Below are 24856 nucleotides of genomic sequence, written 5' to 3'. Positions count from 1 at the left end.
GGGAGGGTGCACAGTGCACTGGTGCTGGCGATCGGCGAGTTCTCCCGGCTGACCCACCTGAGCGTGCGCACCCTCCGCCGCTACCACGACGCGGGGCTGCTGGAGCCGACCACGGTGGACGACGCGACCGGCTACCGCTACTACAGCGCGGACCAGATCCCGACCGCCCAGGTCATCCACCGCCTGCGCCAGCTCGACGTGCCGCTGCCCGACGTCCAGCGCATCCTCCGCGCCCCGGACCCGCGTGCTCGTGCCGGCCTGGTCGCCGACCACCTGCACCGGCTCGAGTCGGAGCTGGACCGCACCCGCGCCGCGGTGGCCTCGCTGCGCCGGCTGCTGCGGCCGGAGCCGGCCCGGCTGGACGTCGAGCTGCGCGCGGTCCCGGCGGCGACGGTGGCCGCGGTCGAGGACGACGTGTCGCACGACCAGGTCCTTCCCTGGTACGCCGGAGCCATGGCCGAGCTGGACGCGGTCGTCGGCGAACCGACCGGCGTCCCGGGAGGGCTGTACGACAACGCGCTGTTCGAGGACGGCCGCGGCCACCTGCTCGTTCACCGGCCGACGGCCGATCCGCCGCACAGCGGCCGCGTGCACCCGGTGACCCTGCCGGCCGTCGAGCTGGCCGTCACCACCCACGTCGGCGAGCACGACGACATCGACGTCACCTACGGCGAGCTCGGCGCCTGGGTCGTGGCGAACGCGCTGGCCGTTGCCGGGCCGGTGCGGGAGCACTACCTCGTGGGCCCGAGGGACACGGCCGAACCACGTGCGTGGCGCACCGAGATCGGCTGGCCTGTCTTCCGGGTGGCCCCGGGCTGAGCAAGCGGGGCGGGGCGGTACGGCGAGGTGGGGCAGCAGTCCCCCTCTCGACCGTCCCGATGGCAGTGATCGTGCCGGCCGCCCCGGGTCTGCTGGTCAGGCTCGACTGACGATCGTGGTGACCGGCAGACCGAAGCGTCGCTCGACCTGGTGCGGGATGTCCGAACCGAGCCAGCGTGAGACCCGCTTGGGCAGGGTCGCCACGATGACCTCGTCGATGTCCCGGTCCGCGAGGGCCTGCTCGATGCCCTCCAGCGGATGGGGACTGCCCAGGTGCCCCTCGGCCTCGACACCCAGCTCGGCCAGTTCGGCCAGGATCCGGGACAGTCGCGCCCGGGCCTCCTCGGTCGCCTCCTCGTCGGTCCCGGGCCCGCCATAGCCCGTGGCCATGCTCGGCATGGGGACGAAGCCACCGGCGGCCGGCACGACGTGGTAGTGCGCCGCCCGGGTGTTGGGCACGAGCACGTAGAACGAGGATTCGCCCGCCACCGCACGTCTGCGGAGCTCCTCCCGGAGTTCCCGACCGCCCAGGGTCTGGTTCGCGACGACGAGATACCTGCGCATGTGATCGACCTCCGCGTGTCGACCTCCGGGGAGCAGAGTCTAGAAACCGGACAGGCCGCCGGACCACGGATCCGCACGCCGTCCGGGAAACCACCGCAGGAACGGTCGTCAGCCGGAGCGACGAGCCTCGCCGGGGACTGCACTGGTGTTGCCGTGCATGTCCTCCAACTCCACGCCCTTGGTCTCCTGCACCCAGCGCAGCACGAAGAGGAGGGAGAGCACCGCGAAGACGGTGTACAGGCCGTACGCCAGGCTGAGGGAGATGTCCGAGAGCGAGGGGAAGCTCACCGTGATCAGCCAGTTCGCCACCCACTGACCGCCCGCGGCGAAGGCCAGCGCTGCGGCGCGGATCCGGTTCGGGAACGCCTCACCCAGCAGCACCCACACCACCGGCCCCCACGACATGCCGAACGCGACCACGAACAGGTTCGCCGCGAGCAGCGCGATGGGCCCGGTGACGTCCGACAGCACCGGGGCGCCCTCGGCGTTCAGCGGTGCGGTGCCGAAGACGACGGCCAGCGTGCCGAGGGTGACCGCCATCCCCACCGAGCCGATCAGCAGCAGCGGCCGGCGGCCGAAGCGGTCGACGCTGGCGATGGCGATCAGCGTGGTCGCGATGTTCACCACGGATGTGATGACCGTGATGATGAACGAGTCGTTCTCGCTGAAGCCGACGGCCTCCCACAGGACGTTCGAGTAGTAGAAGATGACGTTGATCCCGACGAACTGCTGGAACACCGACAGGCCCAGGCCCACCCAGACGATCGGGAGGAGACCGGACCGCGGGGCGCGCAGGTCGGCCCACGACGGCCGTTCCTCCCGCTCCATCGTCTCCCGGATCCGCTCGATCTTGATGTCGAGGCCGCGCTCCCCCAGCAGGGTGCTGAGGATCCGCCGCGCCTCCGGGATCCGGTGGGTGGCGATGAGGTACCGCGGCGACTCAGGGATGGTGAGGGTCAGCACGCCGTAGATCACGGCCGGGACGGCCATGGCGAGGAACATCCAGCGCCAGGCCTCGAGGCCGAACCAGAACTCGTTGCGCGATCCGCCCGCGGCGCTGGCGAAGGCGAAGTCCACCAGCAGGGACAGGAAGATGCCGCTGACGATGGCGAGCTGCTGCAGCGACCCCAGGCGACCGCGGATCCGGGCCGGAGCGACCTCCGCGATGTAGGCCGGGGCGATGACGGACGCAACGCCGACACCGACACCGCCGATGAGCCGGCCGATGACCAGGATCGCGAGGTTGGGTGCGAACCCGGTGACCAGCGCGCTGGCGAAGAACAGGACGGCGGCGACCTTCATCGTGAACAGCCGGCCGAAGCGGTCGGCGAACTTCCCGGCCGTCAGCGCACCGGCCGCGGCCCCCAGCAGCGCCGAGGCCACGGCGAAGCCCAGTGGCCCGGCGGCGACCTCGAACCGGTCCTCGATGGCGGCGACGGCGCCGTTGATCACCGCGCTGTCGTAGCCGAAGAGGAAACCGCCCAGCGCGGCCACGGACGCGATCCGCACCGCACTGCGACCGCTCCCGGTGTCCGTGTCGTCATAGATGGACGCGTGCTGATCGAACGAACCGTGCTCGCTCACCGGATCCCCCTCCGCCGTCCCCCGTGCCACACCCTGTGCCGCCTGACCGTGCCTTCCGACATCCCCGTGGGTCCTCTCCCCTGTACTGCCTCACCGCTGTCGGGCGAGGTCGGCGCGCCGACGATCCCGGCCTCGAGGCCGAACTCGGCCAGCCGGACGGCCGGCACCTGCCGGTACGCGCGTGCCGTGATCCGCTCCTGCAGCGACCGCTCCGCCGGCTCGCGCAGCAGCTCCCCAGCGGCGGAGACCCCACCGCCGAGGACGAACACCTCCGGGTCCAGGACCGCGGTGAGGGCGGCCATGCCCTGGCCCAGCCAGGTGCCGATCACCCGGAACGCCTCCAGCGCCGCCTCGTGCCCGTCCTGGGCCGCACGCGTGACGTGCAGGCCGGTGATCGCCTCCGGCCGGCCACCGGCCAGCTCCAACAGCCGACCGGCGATGGCCGGCGAGACCGTGGCGAGCTCCTGGGCCTCGAGGATGCGCGCCCGGCCGCTGGCGTAGCGCTCCCAGCAGCCCCGGCCGCCGCAGCCGCACCGCCGTCCGCCCGGCTCCACCGTCACGTGCCCGAACTCCGCGGCGATGCCCTCCCGCCCGCGGTACAGCTCCCCGCCGGTCACCAGGCCGCCGCCGAGGCGGTCCCGACCGTGAGGACGACGAGGTACTGCTGCTCCCGTCCGGCCCCGAAGCGGGCCTCGGCCCAGGCCGCCGCGTTGGCGTCGTTCTCCACGACGACCGGCAGCCCGCACCGCTTCTTGACGTGACGCGCAGCGGCTCGTCACGCCAGGCGAGGTTGGGCGCGAAGACCACGGTGGACCGGCCGGCGTCGACGAACCCGGCCGCCCCGATGCCGACGGCCTCGACCTCGCGGGAGGCCTGCAGCTCCCGGACGACGTCGGTGATGATCTCCTCGATCCTGGCCGGGTCGTGTGACGGTGTGCCGCGCCGGGCGCCGGCGACGATGCCGCCCTGCTCGTCGACCAGACCGGCGGCGACCTTGGTGCCGCCGATGTCGACGCCGATGGCGAGCGCCATGGTCGCCCCCCGGTCGTGGGTGCGGTCGTGGTCCAGAGCACTGTGGACTCTGCTCCCTCACCGCACCCGCTGCCACCGGAAGCCGGTCCGGCAGGAGGTCGGTGCGGTCGTGTCCTCGGGCTGCCGGTCCGCCGTCCGGTGGTCGGACCGGAGCGCCCGGGAACGCCGGCTCCGGCGCCTCCCAGGGACGTCCCGACTCCGGTTCTGATCAGCGGACCACTGCGAGCATGATGTGACCCGGCTCACAGCAGGGCCCCGCTCGGGGCTCGGAGCCCCACGTCCGTACACCACGGGACGACAGGTCGTCGCGGCCCTGGACGGCACGCACGTCGGCCGCCGGGCCGTGGTCCGCGATGCGATCGTCGACAAGAACGTCCGTATCGGCGAGGGCGTCGAGATCGGCGTCGACAAGGAGGACGACCGTGCCCGCGGCCTCGTCGTCTCCGAGGCGGGCATCACCGTGGTCGGCAAGGGACGGGAGATCACGGAGTGAGTGCAGCCGCCGGCGACCGGCCGAGGTGGCACTGCTGACCCGTCAGTCAACGTGTCCATGACAGCCTGCGTCCTGGCGGTCGACGCCGACGGTGCCCTGACCCGCCCGAGACGACGGTGCCGTCGAGCAGTCGACGAGACCTCGGGCGCGATGCGCAGTTGATAGCAGATCGCACGACCTGGGAAACGCCGATCCTGGCCGGGCGACCAGCTGCGGTCACGAGCGCGTCGTCAGGCCCTGCCGCAGCTCGTCCATGGCCTGCGCGAGGCTCACGTGGGGCGCCCAGCCCCACCCCCGCGCGCGGTCGGTGAGCAGCTGCCCGGTCCAGACCGGCTCGTCGGTCCACTCGGGCGCGACGCCCAACGCGTCGGTCACCGTGCCCAAGTAGTCCTGCCACGTCGCAGGCTCGCCCGCGACGATGACCGGGGTCGTGCCGCCGGCCACGGGGCCTCGCTCCGGGTCGTCGGCGGTCGCGACGGCGCCCGTGGCGACGTCCGCGATCAGGGCCGCCAGGTCGTCGACGTGCACCCAGGACCAGCTCTTCGCCGGGTTCGCTCGGCCCTCGCCGTCGCGGATCTCCCGCGGTCGCAGCGTGTTCCAGACCGACGTGTCGCCGGCACCCATGATCGCCGGCGGGCGGACGAGCACGGTCGTGAGCCCGCCGACCTGCGCGAGCGCGGCGTCGGTGGCGTTCTTGGTGTCGGGGTAGTCGCCGCTCCCCTCGGGCAGGAGGGCACCGTCCTCGGCCACGTCGCCGACGCCGGCGGAGCGGTCGTACACCCCGGCCGTGGACACGTGCACGAGCCGGGCGACGCCGGCGTCCCGAGCCGCCCGAGCGAGGACCGGCGTGCCCTCGACGCCCACCCGGTGCTGCACCTCTCGGGAGGAGCCCATCGGGTGGACCGTCGTGACGACCGCGTCGGCACCCTGGGTCACCGCGCGGGCGAGGCCCTCGTCGGCGAAGTCGCCGACGTGCTCGGTGACTCCGTCGAGTGCGGGCGCGCTGCCGGTGCGGCGGACGACGGCGCGCACCTGCGCCGACCGCTCGACGAGCGCCCGGCACACCGCGGCGCCCACCAATCCGTTCGCACCGGTCACCACGACGACGGGAGAGGAGGTGACCATGCCGTCCACACTGCCAGCGACCACACGACGGTGCCCGCTGCGCGGCGCGTCGCAGCCTCCGGGCGTCCGTGACCGCCCGGGACGCACCGGGCCCGACGGTCGGCCTCCAGCAGGCGGCGCTTCTAGGGCCCGAGGCGTGTGCCGAGCCTGTCACCGACCCCCTTCGAACGCGTGCTCGCGAGATCGCGCCGTGACGTCACCGGGCGTGCAACGCACGGCGTACCGCCTCCGGGACGGCGGCTGCCGTCACGGCGGTCCGGGCCCCGGTGTCCTCCGGGGTTGCCGCCGATGTCGGTCCGAAGGGTGAGCCCTCCGGCTCGCACACCGTGCCGGCCGCGGGCACGTCGCCGGTCACCAGGTATCGGGTGACGTGGCTGTCCACGCAGAAGTTGCCGGCGCTGAAGAAGGCGGTGTGCCCCCACCCGGCGTAGGACAGCAGCCGCGAACCGGGCAGCAGCTGCGACGCCGCCACAGCGCCCTGGTGAGGGGTGGCCGGGTCGAAGTGGTTACCGACGACCAGCACCGGCGCTGACGTGGGCGCCGTCCACGGACCCAGGTGACGGTCCTGCCCCGCGCTGCTCGGCCACGACCGGCAGACGCTCCCGGTCCAGTTCCAGAACCGGCCGAAACGGCCGTACCGGGCCTCGGCGCTGTCGGCGGCCGACTGCCAGGTCGCGAAGGACCGGGGATTGGTGCTGTCGGAACAGGTGACGCCGGGGAAGGCCTCGACGACATTCGGGGACGGCTCCTGCGCCGCGGCTTCCAGCCCGAGCCCGGTACGGACCACGGCCAGGCGCTGCCCCAGCGCAGCCGGGGAGAGCTGCTGCTCCAGGTCGACGATGAAGGAGGCGAAGTCCGGCCAGGTGAACGGGGCGTGCAGCGCGCCCACCGTCACGGCGATCAGGTCGTTGTAGGTCACGCTGAACGCCCCGCCGGTGACCGGATCGGTGCTGGCGGCCGGGTGTGCGCGCAGCCGCTCAGCCAGCTCCGCATACCGGCCGCTCGCGTTCCCGGACAGGGCGCAGTCCGGACCGGCCGCATCACACAGCCGGAAGAACTCGTCGAGGGTGCGCTCGGACCCATCGGCGCTGCCGATGCGGGTGCCGACCGGAGTGCTCACGGCCTCCTCGCCGTGACCGGTGGTCCAGGCGACCGGGTCGACGACACCGTCGATGACGAGGGCGCGGACCCGCGAGGGGAACAGGTTGGCGTAGGTCTGCCCGAGCACCGAGCCGTACGAGAAGCCGAGGTAGGTCAGCTCCTCGTCGCCGAGTGCCGCACGGAGCAGGTCCATGTCACGGGCCGTGTCCGCGGTGGACATGTGGTCGAGGATGGCGCCGCCGTACTGGGCGCATGCGCTGGCGAGTGCGTCGTCGGACACCCGCTGGACCTCCTCCTCGTCCGGGAGGTCCGGATACGCGAACGGCGGCAGGGTCGCGATCGCCTGGTCCAGGGTGTCGAAGCACCGCAGCGGCGTGCTGCGGTTGGTCCCGCGGGGGTCGAACCCGACGATGTCGAAGCTGGCCCGCAACTCCAGCGGCAGGATCTTGGCGACCGCGCGGACCATGTCGACCCCGGATCCGCCGGGACCACCCGGGTTGACCAGCAGGGAGCCGATGCGCCGGCTGGGCTCTCCTGCGGGCAGCCGGATCACCGAGATGCGGATCTGCACACCCTGCGGGTCGCCGTGGTCGAGCGGGGCCGGCACCGCGGCACACTCGAAGCCGTCCCGGCATGCCGACCACGTCACCTCAGGCGCGGCGACGACGGAGAGGCTCGTCGAGGGCGTGGCGTGGGCGGACGGCGCGACCAGGGCCACGCCCAGTGCTGCGAGAACGATGGTCGCGAGTGCAGCACGGACGCGGCCGTGCGGCGGATCGGTGCGGAGCATGCTGACCCCCATGGGCTTCGAGTACGAGCGACTCGTCGATCCAGCTGATCTCCGTGCTGATGCCGGCGCACGATCCGGCCAGTGAGTGATCGATTGCCCTGCGTCGACAGTGCTGCCAGAAGCTACTCGTCGTGGTCGAGGAACACCATGGGACACATGGCCTCATCGGGTCCATCGCTGCGTGGTCGCACGGGCAGCCCTGTCGTCGACGAACGCTCCTCCAGGCGGGGTCCTTCGGCCTGTCAGCAACTGTTCTCGGCTCCAGTGGCCGGCGGGAGTCGCGTGCGTGTGCAGCGAGTCGCCCCTCGGACACCCCTCGACGAAGCCCCTCGGTCATCGACCGAGGGGCTTCGTCGTCTCACCGCCAAAGGCCGGCCTCGTCCGACGAGCGGGCCGGTCGAAGGTGGAACGGGCCCCACGTCGGTCCGTCCAGCGCTCACAGGACGGACGGGGCTCCGGGTCAGTCCGACCAGACCGGTGGTCGCTTGCCGAGGAAGGCGCCCAGTCCCTCACGGAAGTCCGCTGTCGCGCCGAGCGCCACCGCCTCCTCCCGCTCGATGGCCAGGCCCTCGTCGAAGGGCAGGTCCACGCCCTCGGTGATGCAGCGCCGGATCGCCGCCAGCGCCCGCGCCGGCTTGCGGGCCAGCCCCTCGGCGTAGCCCTGCACCTCCTCGCGGACTCGCTCGGGAGTCACCACGACGTCGACGAGGCCGACCCCGTGGGCCTCCTCGGCGCTCAGCAGCCCGCCGTCGTAGAGGAAGCGCAGCGCCCGTGGCCGGCCCAGCAGACGCGCCAGCGCCTGCGTCGCGCCGACCGGCGGGATGAACCCGATGTCGATCTCGGGCTGCCCGAGCCGGGCGGTGCTCGCGGCGAAGCGGACATCGCAGTGCAGCACGATCTCCAGGCCGCCGCCGACCGCGGTGCCGTGGACGGCCGCCAGCAGCGGCTTCGGCGACGCGCGCATCCTCCGCACCAGGTCGTGACACACGTCGACCCAGCCACGCATGCCCTCGTCGTCCATGTCGGCGAAGACCCGCAGGTCCGCACCCACGCTGAAGTGGGCCTCCAGAGCACTGCCGAACACCACCACCCGGACGGCGGGGTCCGCGAGTTGCTCCCCCAACGCCTCCGGGACCTCCCGGAGCATCTCCCAGTGGAAGGCGTTGACCGGCGGGCGGTCGTACTCGATCCACCCCACCCGGTCGTGCACCGTCACCCGCAGGAAGTCGGCCACCCGCCCCCCCTCGCTCCCTCGCCCGACCCTGGGGCCGGGCTCACCATGGCGGCGCACACGGCTCGCGACCACGGGGACGGCAGGGTACGGCGGGAACGGGCGGCCCGGATCGCGGCCAGGCGCTGGGTGGGGACGGCGGGCACCGTGGGCCGAGTGGGACGCGCCGCGCACCGCACCGGCCAGCCCTCACGGGAGTGGGGTCGCGGCGGCGCTGCCACGCTCGTCGATGACGGCGTCCGCCCCGGTCGCCGCCGCGATGCTGACGCCGTCCGCCACGGCCTGCCGCCATGCGACCTCCCGCTGCTCGACCGTGCGGGTCATGGCGATCACGGTGTCGAGGTGTTCCAGCGGGACGACGACGACGCCGCTGGCGTCCCCGCGGACCACGTCACCGGGATGCACCACGACCCCACCGACCTGCACCGGGACGTTGATGGCCCCCGGCCCCTCGTTGGACCCCGTCGCGGGATGGGTGCCGCGGGCGAACGTCGGTAGGCCGACCTCGTCGATCCCCTCGACGTCACGCACCGCCCCGTCGACGACGACGCCCACGACGCCTCTCCTGGCGAGGGCTCCCGCGACGATGTCGCCGAGGACGGCGGCGTCCGCCCTGCCACCACCGTCGACGGCGACCACGTCCCCCGGCTGGGTCACGTCGGGCATCTTGAGGATGAAGAGGATGTCTCCCGGCTTGGTCCAGACCGTGACCGCGGGGCCGCAGAACTCCACTCCCCCGGCGATCCGGCCGAGCCCTGGCCCGACCACTCCCACCGGCCCACCGCAGTCGGCGATCTGGGTGGTGGCGAACCCCGCCAGGGCCGTGACCGCCGCAGCCGGCGGTCGCTGGATCGCCTCGACCACCGTCCACTGCTGCGCGTGCCACCTGCTCATGCCAGGACCTCCGGCTGCGCGGTGTCGCGGTCGAGGGGCGACCGGAGGACGGGAGCACCGAGGACCTCGATGCGACCGGGACCGGCGTCGCACAACGCTCTGCGCTGCTGTCGCCGCTCCACCACGGATGCGTCGGTGGTCTCCCGGGTCGCCGGACTCCCCGGGTCGGTCGGCCCCGTGGCGATGGTCGTCATCGTCGGTGCACCCCTCTCGTCAGGCCCCGTGCTGCTCCGGACGTGGCCGCACTCACGGCTGCCGGCCGGCAGTCGAGCGAACGTCCCCGACCTCGACGCCGGAGGACACCGGGTCGGAGGCACGGCCGGGACGCGCCCCCGCTGCCGCCGTTGCGCAGGACTACCACTCCCGGCCCGGGGTCCACCAGACGCACCAGTCCGGGGAGGCGGATGTCGCCGGCGAAACGGCCGACCCCAGCCGCTGAGAGGCTTCCGGCCTCGGGACGCCGTGCGGACCGCCTGGCTCACCGCCGGGTCGGCGCCGACGGCAGCGGATCGCTGCCGACCGTGGCCCGGCGGACCTCCGAGGCGGTGGCGAGCTGCCGGCCCGCCTGCTGGACGGCGCGGGAGGCCTCGGCGACCATCTCCGCGTTCGTCCTGGTGCAGCCGGGGGGTGCATCCTCGAGCCCGACCCGCAGGTGGCCGCGCGCGCCATGGCGACGTCCCAGAGCCCGTCGAGCTCGACGCCGAGACCGGCGACCATCCAGGGTGCCCCGGGATCACAGGCGTCGAGCAGGCGCAGGTAGCTGTCCAGCGCCCACTCGGTGGGTGGCAGGCCGAAGGTGAACGCCGTCGAGAACATGAACCGGTAGACCGGGCTCGGCGAGCCGGGGACGGCGGCACGCAGAGCTGCGCCGGTGCGCAGGAAGCCCGGCTCGTAGATGGCGTAGCTCGGCACCAGGCCGTGCTGGCCGCACAACTCCAGCCCGGTCCGCACGTCCGAGGCCGAGTTGGCGTAGAGGAAGCCGTCCTCGCCGTCGCGCAGCTCGGCGGAGGTCGCCAGGGTGACCGATCCGGGGTCCACGACGCTCCACTCGATCAAGCCGGCCCGGCCCAGCCGCTCCACCACCCCGTAGCGCGCCCGGGCCTCGGCCGGTCCCTGCGAGGGGCGCGCGCCCATCGGCACGGTGGGGTAGCAGATGACGTCGCGGCGGCTGCGGATCGCCTCGAAGGCCGGTGCGTACAGGTCGTACGCCTCGCTCGGACGGCCGGAACCCTCGTCGTAGGCGTGCAGGTGGACGATCGCCGCCCCGGCGTCCGCGCAGGCGACCGCCTGCTCGACGATCTCCGCCCGGGTCACCGGGATCCCCGGCTGCCGCTGCCGGGTCCACGGACCGTTCAGCGCCGCCTCCAGCCACACCCCCTCGGCCATGGCACCTCCACCGTGTCCGGCAAGCCGTCGGGCCATCAGTGTCGGCGGGCCGGCCGAGGCCCGCACGGTCGCCGGGAACCTCGCCGGGACCCCGCCGCGGCCGCTTGAGCGCACCGCCGAGCCGGGGCCCGCCACAAGCAGGTCGGGTCAGCCGTGGTGCGCCGCGCGGTGCCGGGCGAGCACGTCGAGGCCGAAGTCCGAGCCGGGATCGCGCCACACGGAGTGCGCGTGGTTGGCGCCGCGCTGCGTGTTGTCCCACTCGACCAGCAGGCGCGGTCCCTGCACGCGGTAGTAGTGCGGCGCCCCGGGGGTCGTCGGACCGGCCCAGGCGACGTGGACGGCGTCGAGCGCGGCCTCGTCGTCGTAGCGGCGCACCGGGGACACCTCGGGCGGCACGCGCTCGAGGTAGGTCCCCAGGAGTGCCCGCAGCATCCCGCGCTGCTCGGCGTCCAGCTCGGACGCCGGCACGCCCCGCGGCTCGGCGGTGTACTCGACGGCTGCGTGGTCGGCGTCCTCGTAGCCGGCGGCCTCGTCGATCGCATCGCTGAGCGCCTGCAGCTTGGCCTGCTCGCCGGCGTCCAGGAACCGCTCGTCCCGCCAGATGCCGGCGAGCGGGACCACCCGGTCCCCCGGGGTCACGACGGTGCGGTTGGCGGTGACCAGGTCCGACGGCGCCTTCGGCAGCAGCACGGCACGGGCCGCGAGCTCCGGTGGCAGCGAGCGGACCAGGTCCCGCGCGAGGTCCTCGACACGGGCCAGCGGCCGGTTGACCGCACCGCCGAGCAACGGCGACGTGGCGGGGTCGGCGCCGAGGAAGCACGGCGTCGCCGACACGAGCGCGCCGTCCACGACCAGGTTGTTCAGCGAGACGTGGTGCCCGCCGAACCGCCACCCCCACACCCCGCTGCCGCCCGGCTCGCCGAAGACGCGCAGGTAGTACAGGCCGGGATCGCGGCCGCGCTCCCGGTCGAACCGGGTGACGAAGCCCTCGACCTGGTCGAGCACGTTCTCCAGGCCGATGATCGTCGCCACCGTGACGTAGCCGGGCGTGGACAGCCCCGTGGCGACGAGCCGCATCGCCGCCCGCTGCTGGGCCGGCTGCTGTGCGTGGAAGGTCAGGCCGCCGTGGTCGGTGGGGGTGTAGAACCAGCGCCGGCGCTCGGCGTCCGAGGGGTCGTCCCCTGGCGCCGCTCCGACGGCGATCCGGCGCTGCTCGGCGTCCAGGCCGTCCAACCAGGCGCCCGCCGCCTCGGCCATCCGGGAGGCCACGTCGCGAGCGGGGACGCCGTCGGTTCCGGTCCCGGCAGCAGTCACGGCCGCAATCTAGCCCCGCAGTCCATCGGCCGGCCGCGAGAGCGGTGCCGCTCCGTGCCGGCCTGCGGCGTCGGCGTCCCGGCCCTAAGGTCGTCCACCTCTCGCCCCGCCGGCGGCTGCCGGCCACCTCGGAGGTGTCCCGTGCCCACTCCCACCGACGACCGGCGCGACCTGCTCACCGTCATCGCCCACATGCGTGCGGCCCCCGGCAAGCGGGACGAGCTGCGAGCGGCGCTGGAGGCGCTGGTCGAGCCCACCAGCAGGGAGAAGGGCTACGTCAACTACGACCTGCACCAGGGCATCGAGGACCCCGACCGGTTCTTCTTCTACGAGAACTGGGAGTCCGACGCCGACCTGGACGCCCACCTCGACGCGCCACACCTGCGCGACTTCGCCGCCCGGATCCCCGAACTGCTCGACGACAGCGGGCTGTCGGTCAACCGCGTGCGCCGCATCGCCTGACCGGCAGCCGGGGCGGCGAGCGCGTCGCTGAACGGATGGTCGCGCCCGGCTCGACGGGGCACCATCCGGGCGTGGACTTCGCCCAGGCGCAGCAGGTCTTCCTCGCTCCCCCCGACGCCGCACGCCCTGCTGCCGGGGTCCCCGACACCCCTGCCCGCAGGCTGCGCGACGCCGCGGAGCCGATCGCGACCATCAGCATCTGGGGCCGGCAGCTCAACGAGCGGCTGTCCGCCCTGGGGCTGGACTTCCTCACCGGCTACGTCTGGGCGCGAGCCGCGCCGATGGGCGAGCCGGCCGCTCCGGTGGTCGTCGCGGCCTTCGGCGTCTTCGAGCCGGGGCTCATCACCGGGCTCTACGAGCAGGCCCGCAGCAGGGCCACCCGCGACGACGTGCTCGCCGCATGGGAACAGGGGGCGGTGGAGTCGCTGCGCGCGCTGCTCCCGGACGCCGACGTGACGGATGCGGTCGCTGCGCTGCGGCGCGGCACCGACGTCGCCGCGCAGCACCTGGTGGGCCGCCCGCTCTTCGCCGGCCTCGTGTCGCTGCCCTGGCCGGCCGACCCCGTCGGCCGGCTGTGGCACGCGGCGGTGATGCTGCGCGAGTACCGGGGGGACGTCCACCTGGCCGCCAACGTCGCCGCGGACCTCACCGGCGTGCAGATGAACCTGATGACCGAGTACTGGGTCGGCTGGGCGCACACCGAGTACGCGGGCACCCGCGGTTGGTCCGCGGAGGCCATGGCCGAGGCGGACGCCGACCTCGTGCGGCGCGGGCTGGTCGCCGACGGGGCGCTCACCGAGCGGGGGCGGCGGCTGCGCGACGGCATCGAGCAGCAGACCGAGGCCGCACTCGCGCCGGTCGTGGACGCGATCGGCCCCGAGCTGCCCACGCTCACCCGGCAGCTCGACGAGTGGTCGGCGGCGATCATCACCGGCGGCGCGGCCCCGCCCGACGTCTACAAGCGGATCAGCGGCTGATCCGCGCGGCCCCCGGCGCGTCACGTACGAGAACGGCCGCGTGCGCGACCGACGGCGGCGACGACGACGACTGTGCCCGCCATCTCGTGGCCGAGTGTGGTGGGGACGCAGGGCGTCGGGGTGATGCCCTCCACCGCGATGTGCACGTCCGATCCGCGCAACCCGGTCGCGGCTCCCCGCACCAGCACCTCGTCAGCGGCCGGTCGGGGCAGCGGGACCTCGTGCCTCGCCAACGGCTCACCCACGCCCTCGAGCCGGGCCGCTCGCATCGAGGTGTTCGATCCGGAGACGGTGATCGCAGCGCCCGGTCAGGTGCGCGGGAAGAGCTCCAGCCAGGTGTCGTTCTGGGCGGCCAGTCGCGCCTCGACGTCGGCGACGAACCGCGCCTGCGTGGCCCGGTCCGGTGACACGGGGAGCCGGGCCAGGAAGCGGTCGAGAACGTCGGCGGTCACGGCATAGCTGCTGGCGATGCGCTCGTGGTTCGTGGCCGCCCGGTGGGCGGCGAACGTCGCGGCGACCGTCGCGGCCACCCCCACCCAGCCGGCGAGACCCGAGGTCCCGGTCCCGGCGGCCACGGCAGCGAGGACCGCGCCGACCAGTGACGCGGCCACCTCGGCGTGGCGGAGCAGGGCCGCGCGGCCGGCGTGCTCCCGGATCTTGCGCCGGTGCCACTCCGCCTGGCCCCGCGCCCGCCCGGCGCGGTACGCCTCGAAGCCGTCGATGTCCGGCAGCCCCTCCCCGTCGGGCTGCGCCAGATGGAAGTCGGCGAGGCCGGACGGGGCCCTGCTCCCCCGCTCCTGCACCCGGTCCACCTGCTCGTTGAGGACGTCGTCGCGCGTCCGCTCGTCCTCGTAGGGTGCGACCCCCGCCAGATAGCGGACGACCTCGGCCTTGAGCGTCTCGGACGCGGCGCGGGCCGTCGGCCAGCGCCCCACCTCGGTCGCGTTCAGGTACCGCTGCTGCACCAGCCCGGCCACGGCCAGCGCCAGGCTCGCCACCCCCGCCGCGGAACCGGTGACGGGCCGTGACCAGCCGGTCTGGCTGCCTGCGGCGCCGGCCACCGCCCCGACGACGAGGAGTACGAGGACGAGGAGCCTGCGGCGTTCGATGCGGCGCCGGGCCACGTCGGCCGCGACCGACCACCGGCGGTGCCGGTCCCACGCGTCGAGGACGGCTGCGGTGTGTCCCACGGCTCCTCCGCGGATCGCCCGGATCTCGTCCACGAGTCTCCTGAGGAACAGCCGCCCGGGGCAGATACGGGCTCACGGGAGACCTGTACAGCCCGCCGCCATCACGTCACGCTCGGCCGTGCCGGCTGACCTGGTGGGTGCCGGCAGCGACGTGCTCGTCGACGGGTCGGAGGTCGGCACGTGCTCCTCGTCCACGCAGGAAACCGCGTCGACGCGGACGGCGACGGGTCCCCCGGCCGCTTCCCCGCCGGGCAGGTGCCGTACGTGCGGTACCGGCTCGGCCGGCTGCTGGCACACCTCCGGCCGGACGTCGTGGTGAGCGCAGCCGCCGCCGGCTCCGACCTCCTGGTGCTGCAGGAGGCGCTCCGCCTGGGCCTGGCCGTGCACGTGGTCCTGCCCTTCGCCCGGGAGACCTTCCGCGAGCGCTCGGTCGCCGACCGGGGCGGCGACTGGGCGGAGGCCTTCGACCGGGTCCTGGACACCGTGACCGGTGGCGCAGCCGGCTGCGCCCTCGTCGAGCACGACCTGCCCGGCACCGCCGCGGGGTTCCGCCAGGGCAACCAGGCTCTCCTCGACCACGCCCGCGCACTGCGCGGCGAGGGCGGGGCGCTGGCCGTGGCGCTGCGCCACCGGGACCCGCAGGGCCCACCGAGTGTCACGGACGACTTCGTGGAGCGGGCGCAGGAGCAGGGGCTCCCGTGGATCGACCTGGACCCCGGCGTGCGACCGGGAGAGCAGCGCTCGGCCTTCGTGGCCATGCCGTTCGGGGTGAAGCCGCACGGGTCGGGGTCGGTGGACTGCGACCGCGTCTTCGGCACCCTCGTCGTGCCCGCCCTCGAGGACGCCGACCTGCGCTGGGAGCGGGCCGACGCGCAGGTCGACACCGGGATCATCCACGTCGGGATGATCGAGCGCCTGGGCAACGCCGACGTCGTCGTGGTCGACACCGTCACCCGGAACCCGAACGTCTTCTACGAGCTGGGGCTGCGCCACTGCCTCGCGGACCGAACCACGGTGCTCCTCGGTCCCGCGGGCGACCCGCCCCCGTTCGACGTGCGACCGATCCGGCACTTCACCTACCGGCTGACCGACGGGGTGATCGACGAGAGCTCCGCGGGGGCGACCGTGCAGACGCTGAGGGCCGTGCTCGACCCCGAGCGCCTGCAGCACGGCCGCCGGGACAGCCCGGTGTTCGAGTTCTTCCAGGTCCAGCGGCAGCTTCTCCGGGTCCGCGGGGACGCGGAGGCCGGCGTGTCCCGCAGCCTCGAGCTCCACCAGCAGGTGACGGGAGCGGTCACGGGGCGCGACGTCGCACGGCTGAAGGCGCTGCTCGGGGACGTCCGCACGGCGGAGGTCGACGAGGACCAGCGCCGCCAGCTGCTGCTGCGCGTCGGCGCCGCGTTGCGCGAGCTGGGCCGGTACGAGGAGGCGGTCGACGCGCTGCGCGTGCTGCACCCCGGGCCGGGCCACGGGTCGTTCGTGCTGTGGGTGCAGCAGCTGGCCCTGGCGCTGCGCCGACGTGGGGAGGCGGACCTGGCCGGCGGCCGGGACCCGGAGCCGGCGTGGACCGAGGCACAGGACCTCCTCGATCGGGCGCTGCGACTCGGCGACGACCCCGAGTCGTGCGGGATCGCCGCAGGCCTGCAGAAGCGACGAGGGCTGCGTGCCCTGACCACCGGCGACCGGAGCCTCGCCGCGGTCCACATCCGCGCGGCTGCCGAGCTGTACGAGAGGGGCTTCGCCGCGGAGCCGTCGGACTACTACACGGGGTCGAACGCCGTCGCGACCCTCCGGCTCCTGGCCCAACGCCTGGGCGGCCCCCCGGACCTGCTGGCCCGGGCGCAGCGCCTGGCGCCGGTCGTCGAGTTCTTCGCGGAGCGGGCCGCCGGGACGGTGGGCGACCCGTTCTGGCCCCGGGTCACCACCGCGGAGCTCGCCCTGACCCGGCACCTGCTCCACGGGAACCCGGACCTCGGTGCGGTGGAGGACGCCTACCTCCGGGCCACCGTGCTCCGGCCCACTCCGGACCAGGTCCGTGCAGTCCTCGACCAGTTCGACCTCTACGGCCGCCTGGGCGACCCGCCCGAGCTCCTCGAACGCCTGGCGGCTCGCTTCCGGCCGCTCCTGCCCCAGCGGCGGGCCGCTCAGGCGGCGCAGGCGCCCACGTACCCCGGTCCTCCCACGTAGCCGGTTCCACTCCTCGCGGTCCAGCGCGGCCCGACCAGCCCGCGAGGTCGCTGAGCTCCGCGTGGCGCGAGATCGCGCCCGTGCCGGACTCGTTGCTGCCGCGCCCGCACAGCCCGGCGGACTGCGGTCTGCGGACCCAGCAGGCGACCGACTCCCCGACCCGCGTGCTCCTCGTCGACCACGTCGCCGACCAGCCCTCCGCGGACGGACACCGGCGCGTCGCCGCGACGACAGGGCCGGCCGAGAGGCGGTGACGGCCGAGGGCGGGACGGGACGCCGGGCACCGATCGGAGAACACCAGGAGGAGCCGACGCCTTCAGGACCGCACGTCCTCCGGTGCGCGGGAGCGGCCCGGACGCCGCCACACCGGGGATCGTGTCAGGGCGAGCACGGCCCCGACCGCGAGGGCGAGCCCGGCGACGAGCCCCAACAGCAGCGGCGCCCCCACGGCGCCGCCACCGCTCGCCCCGGCGACCGCGTACAGGGAGGCAGGCGCGACGGAACCCAGGACGCCGGCGCCCGTCACCACGTACCAGCGCATCGTCGAGGTGCCGGCGAGGACGGCGACGGTCTCGGCGAGGACGGGGACGGGGCGGGAGATGACCACCGCGAGCACGCCCCACCGGGTGAGCAGGCGCTCGGCGCGCCGGCGTTGCGACGACGTGGTCACCCGCGCCACCACACCCCGGCCCTGCCGGCCCAGCACGAAGCCCACCAGCGTGGCACCCGCCCCTCCCAGCATCGACAGCGCCGCTCCCGGGAGGACGCCGAAGAGCGCGCCGTGCGCGATCATCACCAGGCTGGACGGAACGGGCAGCAGGACGTCGCCGGTCAGCAGGCCCACGCCGATCAGGGCCCCCCACGCGCCTGCCCGGCGCATCCCGGCGACGGGATCGGTGAGGACCGGGAACGCCGCCCACTCCGCGAGGCCGAACAGCAGCAGCGTGGTCCCCACCAGGACGGCCGTGACCAGCAGGTAGCCGCCCCTGGGACGCCGCGCCATCGCGTCGGCTCCCGTGGCCGGGCCGGTGACCGCGGACGGGTCCCGCTCGGTCCCGGGCACCCGGGCGAGCCGGAGCGGTCGAGCTAGGCGGAGCCTCACGCCGGGCATGATGCACCCGCCGGGGCGGCGTCGAGGCACGGATGACGGAACCGTGACGCACGGGTGACGGCGTCCCCCTAGCGTGCGGCGCAGGGCGCCGGCCACGGGGCGCCCGATCGCTGGGGCTGCCCTGCCAGGACGGTCGTGCGGCGGAGGCCGCTCCCATGCCTCCGCCGCCGGTCGCCTCCCGCGAGGGGCGAGGAGGTCGACGTCCGCGTCATGGAGGAGGTCGTGGGGATCATGGAGGCGGCGTCCGAGGGCCCGGGGCGGGCCACCCTCGCAGGCCCCGGAGGCGACGTCCTCCGTCTGCCGTCGCGGGTCGCGGTCCGCGAGCCCCGCCGGGGCGCAACCGCTCCCCGGCCACGTCGATGAGCGCCCTCCACCTGCCCCGCCTCGTCTTCTCGGGCGACTTCCAGGCCGACGTCTCCACGGTGAACAACGACGTCCGCCACTACGACACCGCCACGTTCGAGCCCCGCTTCCAGCAGCCGGCGTCCGGTGCCACGCGGAACGGCTGGTGGAACCCGTCGGGCAGCGGGGCCTTCCGGCTGATCGGGTGCGCCGTCCGCTCCGTCGCCTCCCGCCGCACCGGCGCTCCGGGGGACGAGGACCCGGTCGCCACCTGCTCCGTCAGCGGCTCTCCGTCCTCCGTCAGCGGCAAGCTCGTCGACCTCGACCCCCAGTGGCAGATGGCGTCGGAGATCTGGGGTCTGACGATCCGGCTCGTCGACGCCCGGGGCGGCACGGTCCTCGAGGGCAGCTTCGAGCCGGCGCCCTTCCGCGACATCCACTTCGGCCGCCAGTCGTCCGGCCCGAACGGACAGACCGCCTCGGCCGTCTACACCTCCCGCCTGACGGGCCTGCGGTCACACCTGCCGCCGGGACGTTCCCCGTTCCTGGACGACCTGCTCGCCGCCTCGGACGACGGCACGCTCGCCGTCCGGCTGACCACGTTCGGCTACTCCACCAACCCGCGGGACCCGCGGTTCACCCTCGGCCGGGTGGTGGGCGCCCTCGGTCCCGCGCGCCGCGGGGAGCCCCACCGGTTCGTCCTCGGCCGGCGGCTGGCACCGGCGGAGGACGGCGTCACCGCTGCGAACCTCACCTTCGCCGACGCCGTGGTCGACCCCGAGGCGGGGCTGGTCACCCTCGACCTCGGCAACGCCCTGCCGATCACCGACCCTCTCGGCACCACAGCTGACATCGGGCCGCTCGCCCTCGCGGTGCTGCGGACCCCGGACCGGCCCGACGGCGCCGCCGGTGTGCGCGAGGGCGACGTCGTGCCCCTCGCGGACGTGCTGGTGCTGGGACGGATCGACCACGGCTCGCCCGACTGGCTGTCACGGACGGCGGGCATCGTGGACCTGGCCCTCGACGAAGCGGCCGCCGCGCTCGCCGCCGACCGCCCGCTGGCGCTGGTGAGCACCGTCGGGAACGGGGCGCAGGTCCTCCTCCGGGAGACGACTGGCGGGCTGCTCGCCCGGGCCGACAACCTGGTCCTCCGCGTCGACGCCCCCAGCGACGCGGCGGTCCCTGCGACGGTCCGGTTCTCCGCCGCCCGGTGGGGCCGGCCGCTGGCCGCCGCGACCATCCGGACGCGGCTGGCACCGCCGATGTCGGGCCTGGGCGGCGGTCCGGGCAACGACCCGGACCCACCGGCGGCGCCGATCCCCGACATCGGCGTCCCGCAGGAGGCCGTCGAGGCGCCGCCCTCGATCGTCACCGACGACGACGGTCGCGCCGAGCTGTCGCTCACGGTGCACGACCCGGGACGTGCCCGGGGGTACCTGGACGGCCAGGTGTACGTGATCACCTACTCCCTCGACGGGCAGGCCAGCGAGCAACAGCACCGCTTCGACGTCGTCGTCCTGCACGTCCGGGATGCCTACGCGGCGCCGGCACACCCCACCTGGGTCGACGACGTCCGGCCGGTGCTCGTCCAGTACGGCGACCTCTACCCGATCATGAGCCGGCGGCTGGTCGACCTCGGGGACTACGACGCCGTCCGCGAGCACGCCGCGATCATCGAACTGGCCTTCTCCCGGCCGCTCGACGACCCGAACCACATGCCCGTCACCAGGGAGCTGTCCGACGCCCGCCGGGAGATGCTGCTGGCCTGGCTGCGTGACCGCAACGGGTACGGCGAGCGCCGCCTCGTGCACGGTCCGCGTCCGGGCGCGGCGGCGCCCGCACCGCGGACGGCGTCGGACTCCGCCGCTGCCCCGCCGTCCGACGACGGGCGCGGCACCGGGGACGTCGGCGAGATCGGCGGGAAGGCCGTGGCCCTGCCGCAGGCCCTCGAGCAGTTGCTCCGGGCAGCCGGGAGGGACGACTGATGCTCGCCGTCGACAGGACGCTGGTCTCCGGTGTGCGGGATGCCGCCGGCCGGGCGGATCTGCACCGCTTCGTCCAGCTGGCGATCGAGCTCGAGCACTCGACCGTCCCGCCCTACCTCACGGCGTACTACACGCTCCGGCCGGGGACCAATGCGGAGATCGCGGCGGCCGTCCGTGGCGTGGCCGTCGAGGAGATGCTGCACCTGACCGTCGCCGCGAACCTGCTGCTGGCCCTCGGGGGCCGGCCACGGATCGCGGCACCCGACTTCGTCCCCGACTACCCGACGGTGCTGCCGATGAACGTCGGACACTCCGTCGTGGTGGACCTGGCCCCCTACTCGCCGGACCTCGTCCGCGACGTCTTCATGCGCATCGAGGAGCCGGAGCGGCCGCTGCACCTCCCCGGCGGGTCGGCCGACCGTGCAGCAGACCCGCAGTTCGCCACGATCGGGGAGTTCTACGCAGCGCTGCGCGACAAGCTGACGGAGCTGGGCGACTCCGCGTTCGTGGGCGACCCCACGCGCCAGGTGGTCGACCGCGACTGGTTCCCGCCGGACCAGCTGTTCCCCATCCGCGACGTGTCCAGCGCCGTCACCGCCCTGGAGCTGGTCGCCGAGGAGGGTGAGGGCACGAGCAGCAGCCCGCTCGACAGAGAGGGGGAGCCGGCCCACTACTACCGCTTCGCGGAACTCGTGCACGGGCGGCGGCTGGTGGCGGACCCGTCGGTGCCGCAGGGCTTCTCGTACACGGGCGCCCCGGTCCCGTTCGACCCGGACGGCGTGTGGCCGATGCCGCCGCACCCCCGCCTCGAGGCCCACCGGCCGGGGAGCAGGTCGCGGTTCGCGGCCGAGCGGTTCACCGACTGCTACACCAGGCTGCTGCAGGCTCTGCAGCTGACCTTCGACGGTGCACCCGACGGCCTGCGGCCCGCCCTCGGCCTGATGTTCGAGCTGCGGCTGCTGGCCCAGGACGCCCTGGCCACCCCGGACGCCGACGGCCGCCCCACCGGCCTGTGCTTCCGGTACTCCCCCGCCCTCGGGACGACGACGGAGCACCGGACCCCGGTGGTCAGCGGGCCCGCCGGGACGCCGGCAGAGCGGTGACCGGCCCGGCGGCGAGGAGGTCAGGAGTCGTCAGGCGCGTCCGCTGACCGGCTGCGCAGCTGGGCCTCGTACTCCGCCGTCGTGCCCCAGCGCTCGACGTGGGCGAGCCGCCGCCGCTCCAGTTCGAGGAGCCGGCTGTCGGGCGCGGCGACCACGAGGGCGTCGGCCTGGCGTTCCCAGACGTCGAGGCCCAGGGGCAGGCCGAGAAGGGTCGCGACGCTGTGCCCGGCCGCGGGCGTGATCCGCGCGACCCACGTCTGTTCGCTCCCGGGCACGTCGGCCTCCCGCGGCTCGCTCCCCCGCCGTCCCCACCGTGCGTCAGCGTGCCGGCCTGCCGAGGACGTGGTCGATGAAGTGGAGGGCGGCGGGACGGTTCTCCTCCCAGCAGGGCTGGATCTGGTCCGGCGGCAGGACGAACCCGCCGTCGAGCGCGGACGCCGGGCGCAGCTCGACGGTCAACGACGGGGCGTCGTACTCACCGTAGGTCCAGTCGGCGGTGTCGCCCGCCGTGGGGTACAGCTGCGAGGACTGCTGCGGGGTGTACGTCGTCCCGTGCACGCCCTTGATCAACTGGTGCATCTCCTCGGCGAGCTCCCGCATCTCCCCCAGATCGGCCTCGTCCTCGACGGGCTCGGACGTGTAGCCCCACGGGTAGAGGAGCAGTTGGGAGTAGCTGTGGTAGGTGAGGACGCCGCCGAACAGCTGCCGGGCGACGAGGTCGCGCACCGCGCGCACCTCCGGCTCGGAGAAGGCGCGTGGGCCCACGTACGTCTCGTCGGCGGGGACGTGGCTGGAGGTGTTCACGTCCAACGTGCCCCACATGTAGCCGTAGTTCCGGTTGGGGTCGACGCCGACGCTGCCGTCCCGGTTCCGGCGTCGGTTCTTGCGCCACAGCCGGTTCTCGGTGCGCGTGTACTCGTGCCCGTCCGGGTTCACCATCGGAGCCACCCAGACCTCGCCCTGCTGCAGCCAGCCCTGCACCGGCTCGGACGAGGAGGTCTGCAGCAGGTGCTCGGCCAGCAGGTACGGGACCTCCACGGAGATCCACTCCCGGGCGTGGTGGCAGCCGAGGAAGGCGACCTTGCGGGTGCTGCCTCGGCGCTCGCCGATGCGCAGCGCCCACAGCGGCCGGTCCTCGACGCTGCGGCCGATCTCGTGCAGCTCGGCGATCTCCGGGTGCGCCTCGGCGAGACGGCGCAGGTCCTGCTCCAGGGTCGCCACCGTGTGGTACCCGGCCGCGTCGGTCGCGAAGGCCGACAGGTACTGCTCGGTCATCCGCAGCTGCTCGACGTCGTAGCCCATGGCCTGCAGCCGGCCGGCCTGGGCCTCGTCCGCCTGCAGGACCAGGTGGTCCGCCCCCACCTCCCACACGTCCAGCCCGAGAGGGCTCGTGAGCAGGCGGGCGAGCGGAGCCCGGGTGCTCGTGGACGTGACCCTCGCGATCAGACTCGCCATCGGATCCTCCGTACGAGAAGACGGACGCCGGTGCTCATCCGGCGCCTCCCTGCATTCGCGTGAAGCGCTCCCGCTGTTCCGGGGTGAGCAGCTCCAGTAGCCGTGCGGAGCCGGCGTGGTCCGCATCCCTCGCACGGCCCCGGAGCCCGGACGAGTCGCTGCTGCGCCCCGCGGCCCCGCGGCCCCGCACCGCGCCGGCCTCGGCCAGCACGCGGGTGTACTCCCGCTCGTTGTCCGCGGCCACCGTCGCCAGCAGTCTGCGCTGCTCCGCTGTGAGGTGCAGGACGTCGGCCACGTCCTCGTCCAGGAGCGCGTCACCACCCCTGACCCGCCACGACAGTCGGCGCAGACGGGCGGCGAGCTCGCCCCCGAGCAGTCGTCCGACCTCGCGCTCGACCTCCTGCCGCGCTGACCGCGCGGCAGGGTCGACCTGCGGAGGGCGCCACTCGCCTCCCGCATAGAGGTGCCGGAGGGCCTCGCGGTAGCGCTGCTCGATCCGCGCCGCCCCGGTCACCTCCTCCTCGGACATCCCGAGGAGGAGGTGGACGTCCGGGCTGACGAGCAGGGTCACCACCTCACCGGCCGCGGCGTAGCCGTCGCCCGCAACCCGCAGCTCTCCGGCCTCGGGGTCGTCGATCCGCAGCTCGCCGGCTCGATAGGCCATGCCGTCCCGGTCCCGTCAGAAGGTGCCGGTCTCGAAGTCGATCCCGGCGCGCGCGGTGTCCGCGGCACCGGCGAGGCCGGCGCCGAGCAGGTCGGGCCGGTAGAGCGTGACGTGCTCCTTGATCCGGGTGACCTGCCCCGGGGAGAACTCCGTCATCCCGGCGTCGTCCGTGTAGTCCATGTAGTTGGTGGTCGGGTCGTGACCGCCGTCGTTCGGGCACGTGTCGCGCGTCGGGTCGGCGGGCCCGTAGTTGGGGCTGGCCTCGAACGGCGTGTCCGTGATGTCGTCGCCCGGCGGCGTACAGCCACCTTGGAAGGTGTGGTAGAGGCCGAGCCAGTGGCCGACCTCGTGAACGGCGGTCAGGCCGAGGTCGTACGGGCTCGAGGAGCCGCCCGGGAGGGTCGAGTACAGCATCACGACGCCGTCCCTGACCGGGTCGCCGGCGAAGTCGGTCGGGAACGTGGCCCACCCGAGCAGGTTGTCGCCGATGCCGGCGGTGTAGAAGTTCAGCGCCCGGTGCTGGTCCTTGCCCAGCGCGGTCTTCGCCTTCCGCTCGGCCGGACTGTTCATCGTCATCCGGAACCACACCGGGTCGTCCGTGCGGTCCACCGACGCCCGGGTGAACACGATGTCGTGGGGCTTGAACCGGTCGTTGAGCACGTTGAGCTGGGCCTCCAGCTCCTGGTCGGTCAGGGCGCCCGTCGCGCCGTCGTGGACCACGTTTAAGTGCACCGGGATCTCCAGGCGCGTCACGGCAAAGGCGTCCATGCCGTTCGCCCGGGCGGTGCGGAGGTGCGCGCGGACGCGCTCCCTCTGGAACTCGTTGAGCTCCGGCGTCCCGCAGCGACGCCCGCTCCGGACGAACGCCTCCTGGCTGTCGAACTCGCGGTCCCCGATCACAGCTTCTCCATGACTCTCCTCCGTCCCGGCCCGGACGTCCCGGAGGGAGGCGACGTGCGACCACCCGGCACCAGGGCGGACGTCCAGGGACGGCTCGTGGCGATGGAGGGAGATGCTCGCGGTCCGCCCGTCACTGCCACATCACCC

At 74.1% G+C, this 24856-nt stretch carries 24 protein-coding genes and 1 pseudogene; 7 read left to right on the top strand and 18 right to left on the bottom strand.

Features of this window, described 5'->3' with window-relative positions; all coding sequences use genetic code 11:
- Positions 1-21: 21 nt before the first annotated feature.
- Positions 22-819 carry a MerR family transcriptional regulator gene (locus GOBS_RS12375; protein WP_041241464.1) on the top strand — a complete coding sequence of 266 codons (798 nt, stop codon included), beginning with the start codon at positions 22-24 and terminating at the stop codon, positions 817-819.
- Positions 820-915: 96 nt separating this feature from the next.
- Here GOBS_RS12375 and GOBS_RS12370 read toward each other — a convergent pair whose 3' ends face one another.
- The 5 genes and pseudogenes from GOBS_RS12370 to GOBS_RS29695 all read right to left on the bottom strand — a co-directional run.
- A complete protein-coding gene (locus tag GOBS_RS12370; protein WP_166487369.1) occupies positions 916-1383 on the bottom strand; it encodes a universal stress protein in 468 nt (155 codons plus the stop codon).
- A 108-nt stretch (positions 1384-1491) separates the two neighbouring features.
- Complete coding sequence (locus tag GOBS_RS12365) at positions 1492-2892, bottom strand: sugar porter family MFS transporter (RefSeq protein WP_243697706.1); 1401 nt, start codon at positions 2890-2892, stop codon at positions 1492-1494.
- A 71-nt stretch (positions 2893-2963) separates the two neighbouring features.
- The gene (locus tag GOBS_RS29350) at positions 2964-3584 is read right to left on the bottom strand and encodes an ROK family protein (RefSeq protein ID WP_208104434.1); all 621 of its coding nucleotides are present in this window, start codon (positions 3582-3584) and stop codon (positions 2964-2966) included.
- Positions 3581-3694: an ROK family protein gene (locus GOBS_RS29700; RefSeq protein ID WP_208104433.1), complete on the bottom strand. Its 114-nt coding sequence runs from the start codon at positions 3692-3694 to the stop codon at positions 3581-3583. The genes GOBS_RS29350 and GOBS_RS29700 overlap by 4 nt, the downstream gene beginning before the upstream one ends.
- 95 nt (positions 3695-3789) lie before the next feature.
- A pseudogene (locus tag GOBS_RS29695) lies at positions 3790-3999 on the bottom strand (ROK family protein); the annotation flags it as partial.
- A 232-nt stretch (positions 4000-4231) separates the two neighbouring features.
- On the opposite strand from GOBS_RS29695, the gene GOBS_RS29945 reads away from it, so the two are divergent.
- The gene (locus GOBS_RS29945) at positions 4232-4492 is read left to right on the top strand and encodes a GlgC family sugar phosphate nucleotidyltransferase (protein WP_041241462.1); all 261 of its coding nucleotides are present in this window, start codon (positions 4232-4234) and stop codon (positions 4490-4492) included.
- Between the two features lie 216 nt (positions 4493-4708).
- On the opposite strand, the gene GOBS_RS12350 is transcribed toward GOBS_RS29945, so the two are convergent.
- The 6 genes from GOBS_RS12350 to GOBS_RS12320 form a co-directional block, all read right to left on the bottom strand.
- Entirely contained in the window at positions 4709-5617 is a 909-nt protein-coding gene (locus GOBS_RS12350) for an NAD-dependent epimerase/dehydratase family protein (protein ID WP_012948629.1), read from the bottom strand.
- Between the two features lie 196 nt (positions 5618-5813).
- Complete coding sequence (locus GOBS_RS12345; RefSeq protein ID WP_012948628.1) at positions 5814-7508, bottom strand: alpha/beta hydrolase; 1695 nt, start codon at positions 7506-7508, stop codon at positions 5814-5816.
- A 460-nt stretch (positions 7509-7968) separates the two neighbouring features.
- Positions 7969-8742, bottom strand: a complete 774-nt coding sequence (locus tag GOBS_RS12340) for an enoyl-CoA hydratase/isomerase family protein (RefSeq protein ID WP_012948627.1) — start codon at positions 8740-8742, stop codon at positions 7969-7971.
- A 186-nt stretch (positions 8743-8928) separates the two neighbouring features.
- Positions 8929-9633, bottom strand: coding sequence for an RraA family protein (locus GOBS_RS12335; RefSeq protein WP_012948626.1), 705 nt, complete (start codon positions 9631-9633; stop codon positions 8929-8931).
- 354 nt (positions 9634-9987) lie between these two features.
- Positions 9988-11019, bottom strand: coding sequence for a 3-keto-5-aminohexanoate cleavage protein (locus GOBS_RS12325; protein WP_012948624.1), 1032 nt, complete (start codon positions 11017-11019; stop codon positions 9988-9990).
- Positions 11020-11166: 147 nt separating this feature from the next.
- Positions 11167-12333 (bottom strand): DUF3500 domain-containing protein, encoded by a 1167-nt coding sequence (locus GOBS_RS12320; protein ID WP_012948623.1) that lies wholly within the window; start codon positions 12331-12333, stop codon positions 11167-11169.
- 141 nt (positions 12334-12474) lie between these two features.
- Between GOBS_RS12320 and GOBS_RS12315 the strand changes: the two genes are divergently transcribed.
- Both GOBS_RS12315 and GOBS_RS12310 read left to right on the top strand, forming a co-directional pair.
- Positions 12475-12795: a putative quinol monooxygenase gene (locus GOBS_RS12315; RefSeq protein WP_012948622.1), complete on the top strand. Its 321-nt coding sequence runs from the start codon at positions 12475-12477 to the stop codon at positions 12793-12795.
- Positions 12796-12866: 71 nt separating this feature from the next.
- A complete protein-coding gene (locus tag GOBS_RS12310) occupies positions 12867-13772 on the top strand; it encodes an SCO6745 family protein (RefSeq protein ID WP_166487368.1) in 906 nt (301 codons plus the stop codon).
- 20 nt (positions 13773-13792) lie between these two features.
- On the opposite strand, the gene GOBS_RS29690 is transcribed toward GOBS_RS12310, so the two are convergent.
- Both GOBS_RS29690 and GOBS_RS12300 read right to left on the bottom strand, forming a co-directional pair.
- Positions 13793-14041: an alcohol dehydrogenase catalytic domain-containing protein gene (locus GOBS_RS29690; RefSeq protein WP_012948620.1), complete on the bottom strand. Its 249-nt coding sequence runs from the start codon at positions 14039-14041 to the stop codon at positions 13793-13795.
- A 39-nt stretch (positions 14042-14080) separates the two neighbouring features.
- Positions 14081-14962: a DUF4231 domain-containing protein gene (locus tag GOBS_RS12300; protein ID WP_166487366.1), complete on the bottom strand. Its 882-nt coding sequence runs from the start codon at positions 14960-14962 to the stop codon at positions 14081-14083.
- A 180-nt stretch (positions 14963-15142) separates the two neighbouring features.
- Here GOBS_RS12300 and GOBS_RS12295 point away from each other — a divergent pair, with 180 nt between their 5' ends.
- Positions 15143-17149 carry a tetratricopeptide repeat-containing protein gene (locus GOBS_RS12295; protein ID WP_012948618.1) on the top strand — a complete coding sequence of 669 codons (2007 nt, stop codon included), beginning with the start codon at positions 15143-15145 and terminating at the stop codon, positions 17147-17149.
- Positions 17150-17465: 316 nt separating this feature from the next.
- Here the strand turns inward: GOBS_RS12295 and GOBS_RS25445 are convergent, their stop codons facing one another.
- Complete coding sequence (locus GOBS_RS25445) at positions 17466-18251, bottom strand: TVP38/TMEM64 family protein (protein WP_166487365.1); 786 nt, start codon at positions 18249-18251, stop codon at positions 17466-17468.
- Between the two features lie 368 nt (positions 18252-18619).
- Between GOBS_RS25445 and GOBS_RS12285 the strand changes: the two genes are divergently transcribed.
- A complete protein-coding gene (locus GOBS_RS12285; protein WP_012948615.1) occupies positions 18620-20587 on the top strand; it encodes a hypothetical protein in 1968 nt (655 codons plus the stop codon).
- The gene (locus GOBS_RS12280) at positions 20587-21690 is read left to right on the top strand and encodes a ferritin-like domain-containing protein (RefSeq protein WP_012948614.1); all 1104 of its coding nucleotides are present in this window, start codon (positions 20587-20589) and stop codon (positions 21688-21690) included. Before GOBS_RS12285 ends, GOBS_RS12280 begins: the two co-directional genes overlap by 1 nt.
- A gap of 20 nt (positions 21691-21710) precedes the next feature.
- Here GOBS_RS12280 and GOBS_RS12275 read toward each other — a convergent pair whose 3' ends face one another.
- From GOBS_RS12275 to GOBS_RS12260, 4 genes are read right to left on the bottom strand one after another with little or no spacing between them, the layout of a single operon-like run.
- Complete coding sequence (locus tag GOBS_RS12275; RefSeq protein ID WP_012948613.1) at positions 21711-21965, bottom strand: hypothetical protein; 255 nt, start codon at positions 21963-21965, stop codon at positions 21711-21713.
- Positions 21966-22008: 43 nt separating this feature from the next.
- A complete protein-coding gene (locus tag GOBS_RS12270; RefSeq protein WP_012948612.1) occupies positions 22009-23145 on the bottom strand; it encodes a M14 family metallopeptidase in 1137 nt (378 codons plus the stop codon).
- Positions 23146-23179: 34 nt separating this feature from the next.
- Positions 23180-23809: a hypothetical protein gene (locus tag GOBS_RS12265; protein WP_012948611.1), complete on the bottom strand. Its 630-nt coding sequence runs from the start codon at positions 23807-23809 to the stop codon at positions 23180-23182.
- 15 nt (positions 23810-23824) lie between these two features.
- Positions 23825-24709 carry a zinc metalloprotease gene (locus GOBS_RS12260; RefSeq protein ID WP_012948610.1) on the bottom strand — a complete coding sequence of 295 codons (885 nt, stop codon included), beginning with the start codon at positions 24707-24709 and terminating at the stop codon, positions 23825-23827.
- Positions 24710-24856: the final 147 nt, after the last annotated feature.

It is taken from the genome of Geodermatophilus obscurus DSM 43160, from assembly GCF_000025345.1.
In the GTDB taxonomy this organism is placed as follows: domain Bacteria; phylum Actinomycetota; class Actinomycetes; order Mycobacteriales; family Geodermatophilaceae; genus Geodermatophilus; species Geodermatophilus obscurus.
Note: the sequence above shows the minus strand (reverse complement) of the source record. Positions and strands in the feature narration are given on the sequence as shown.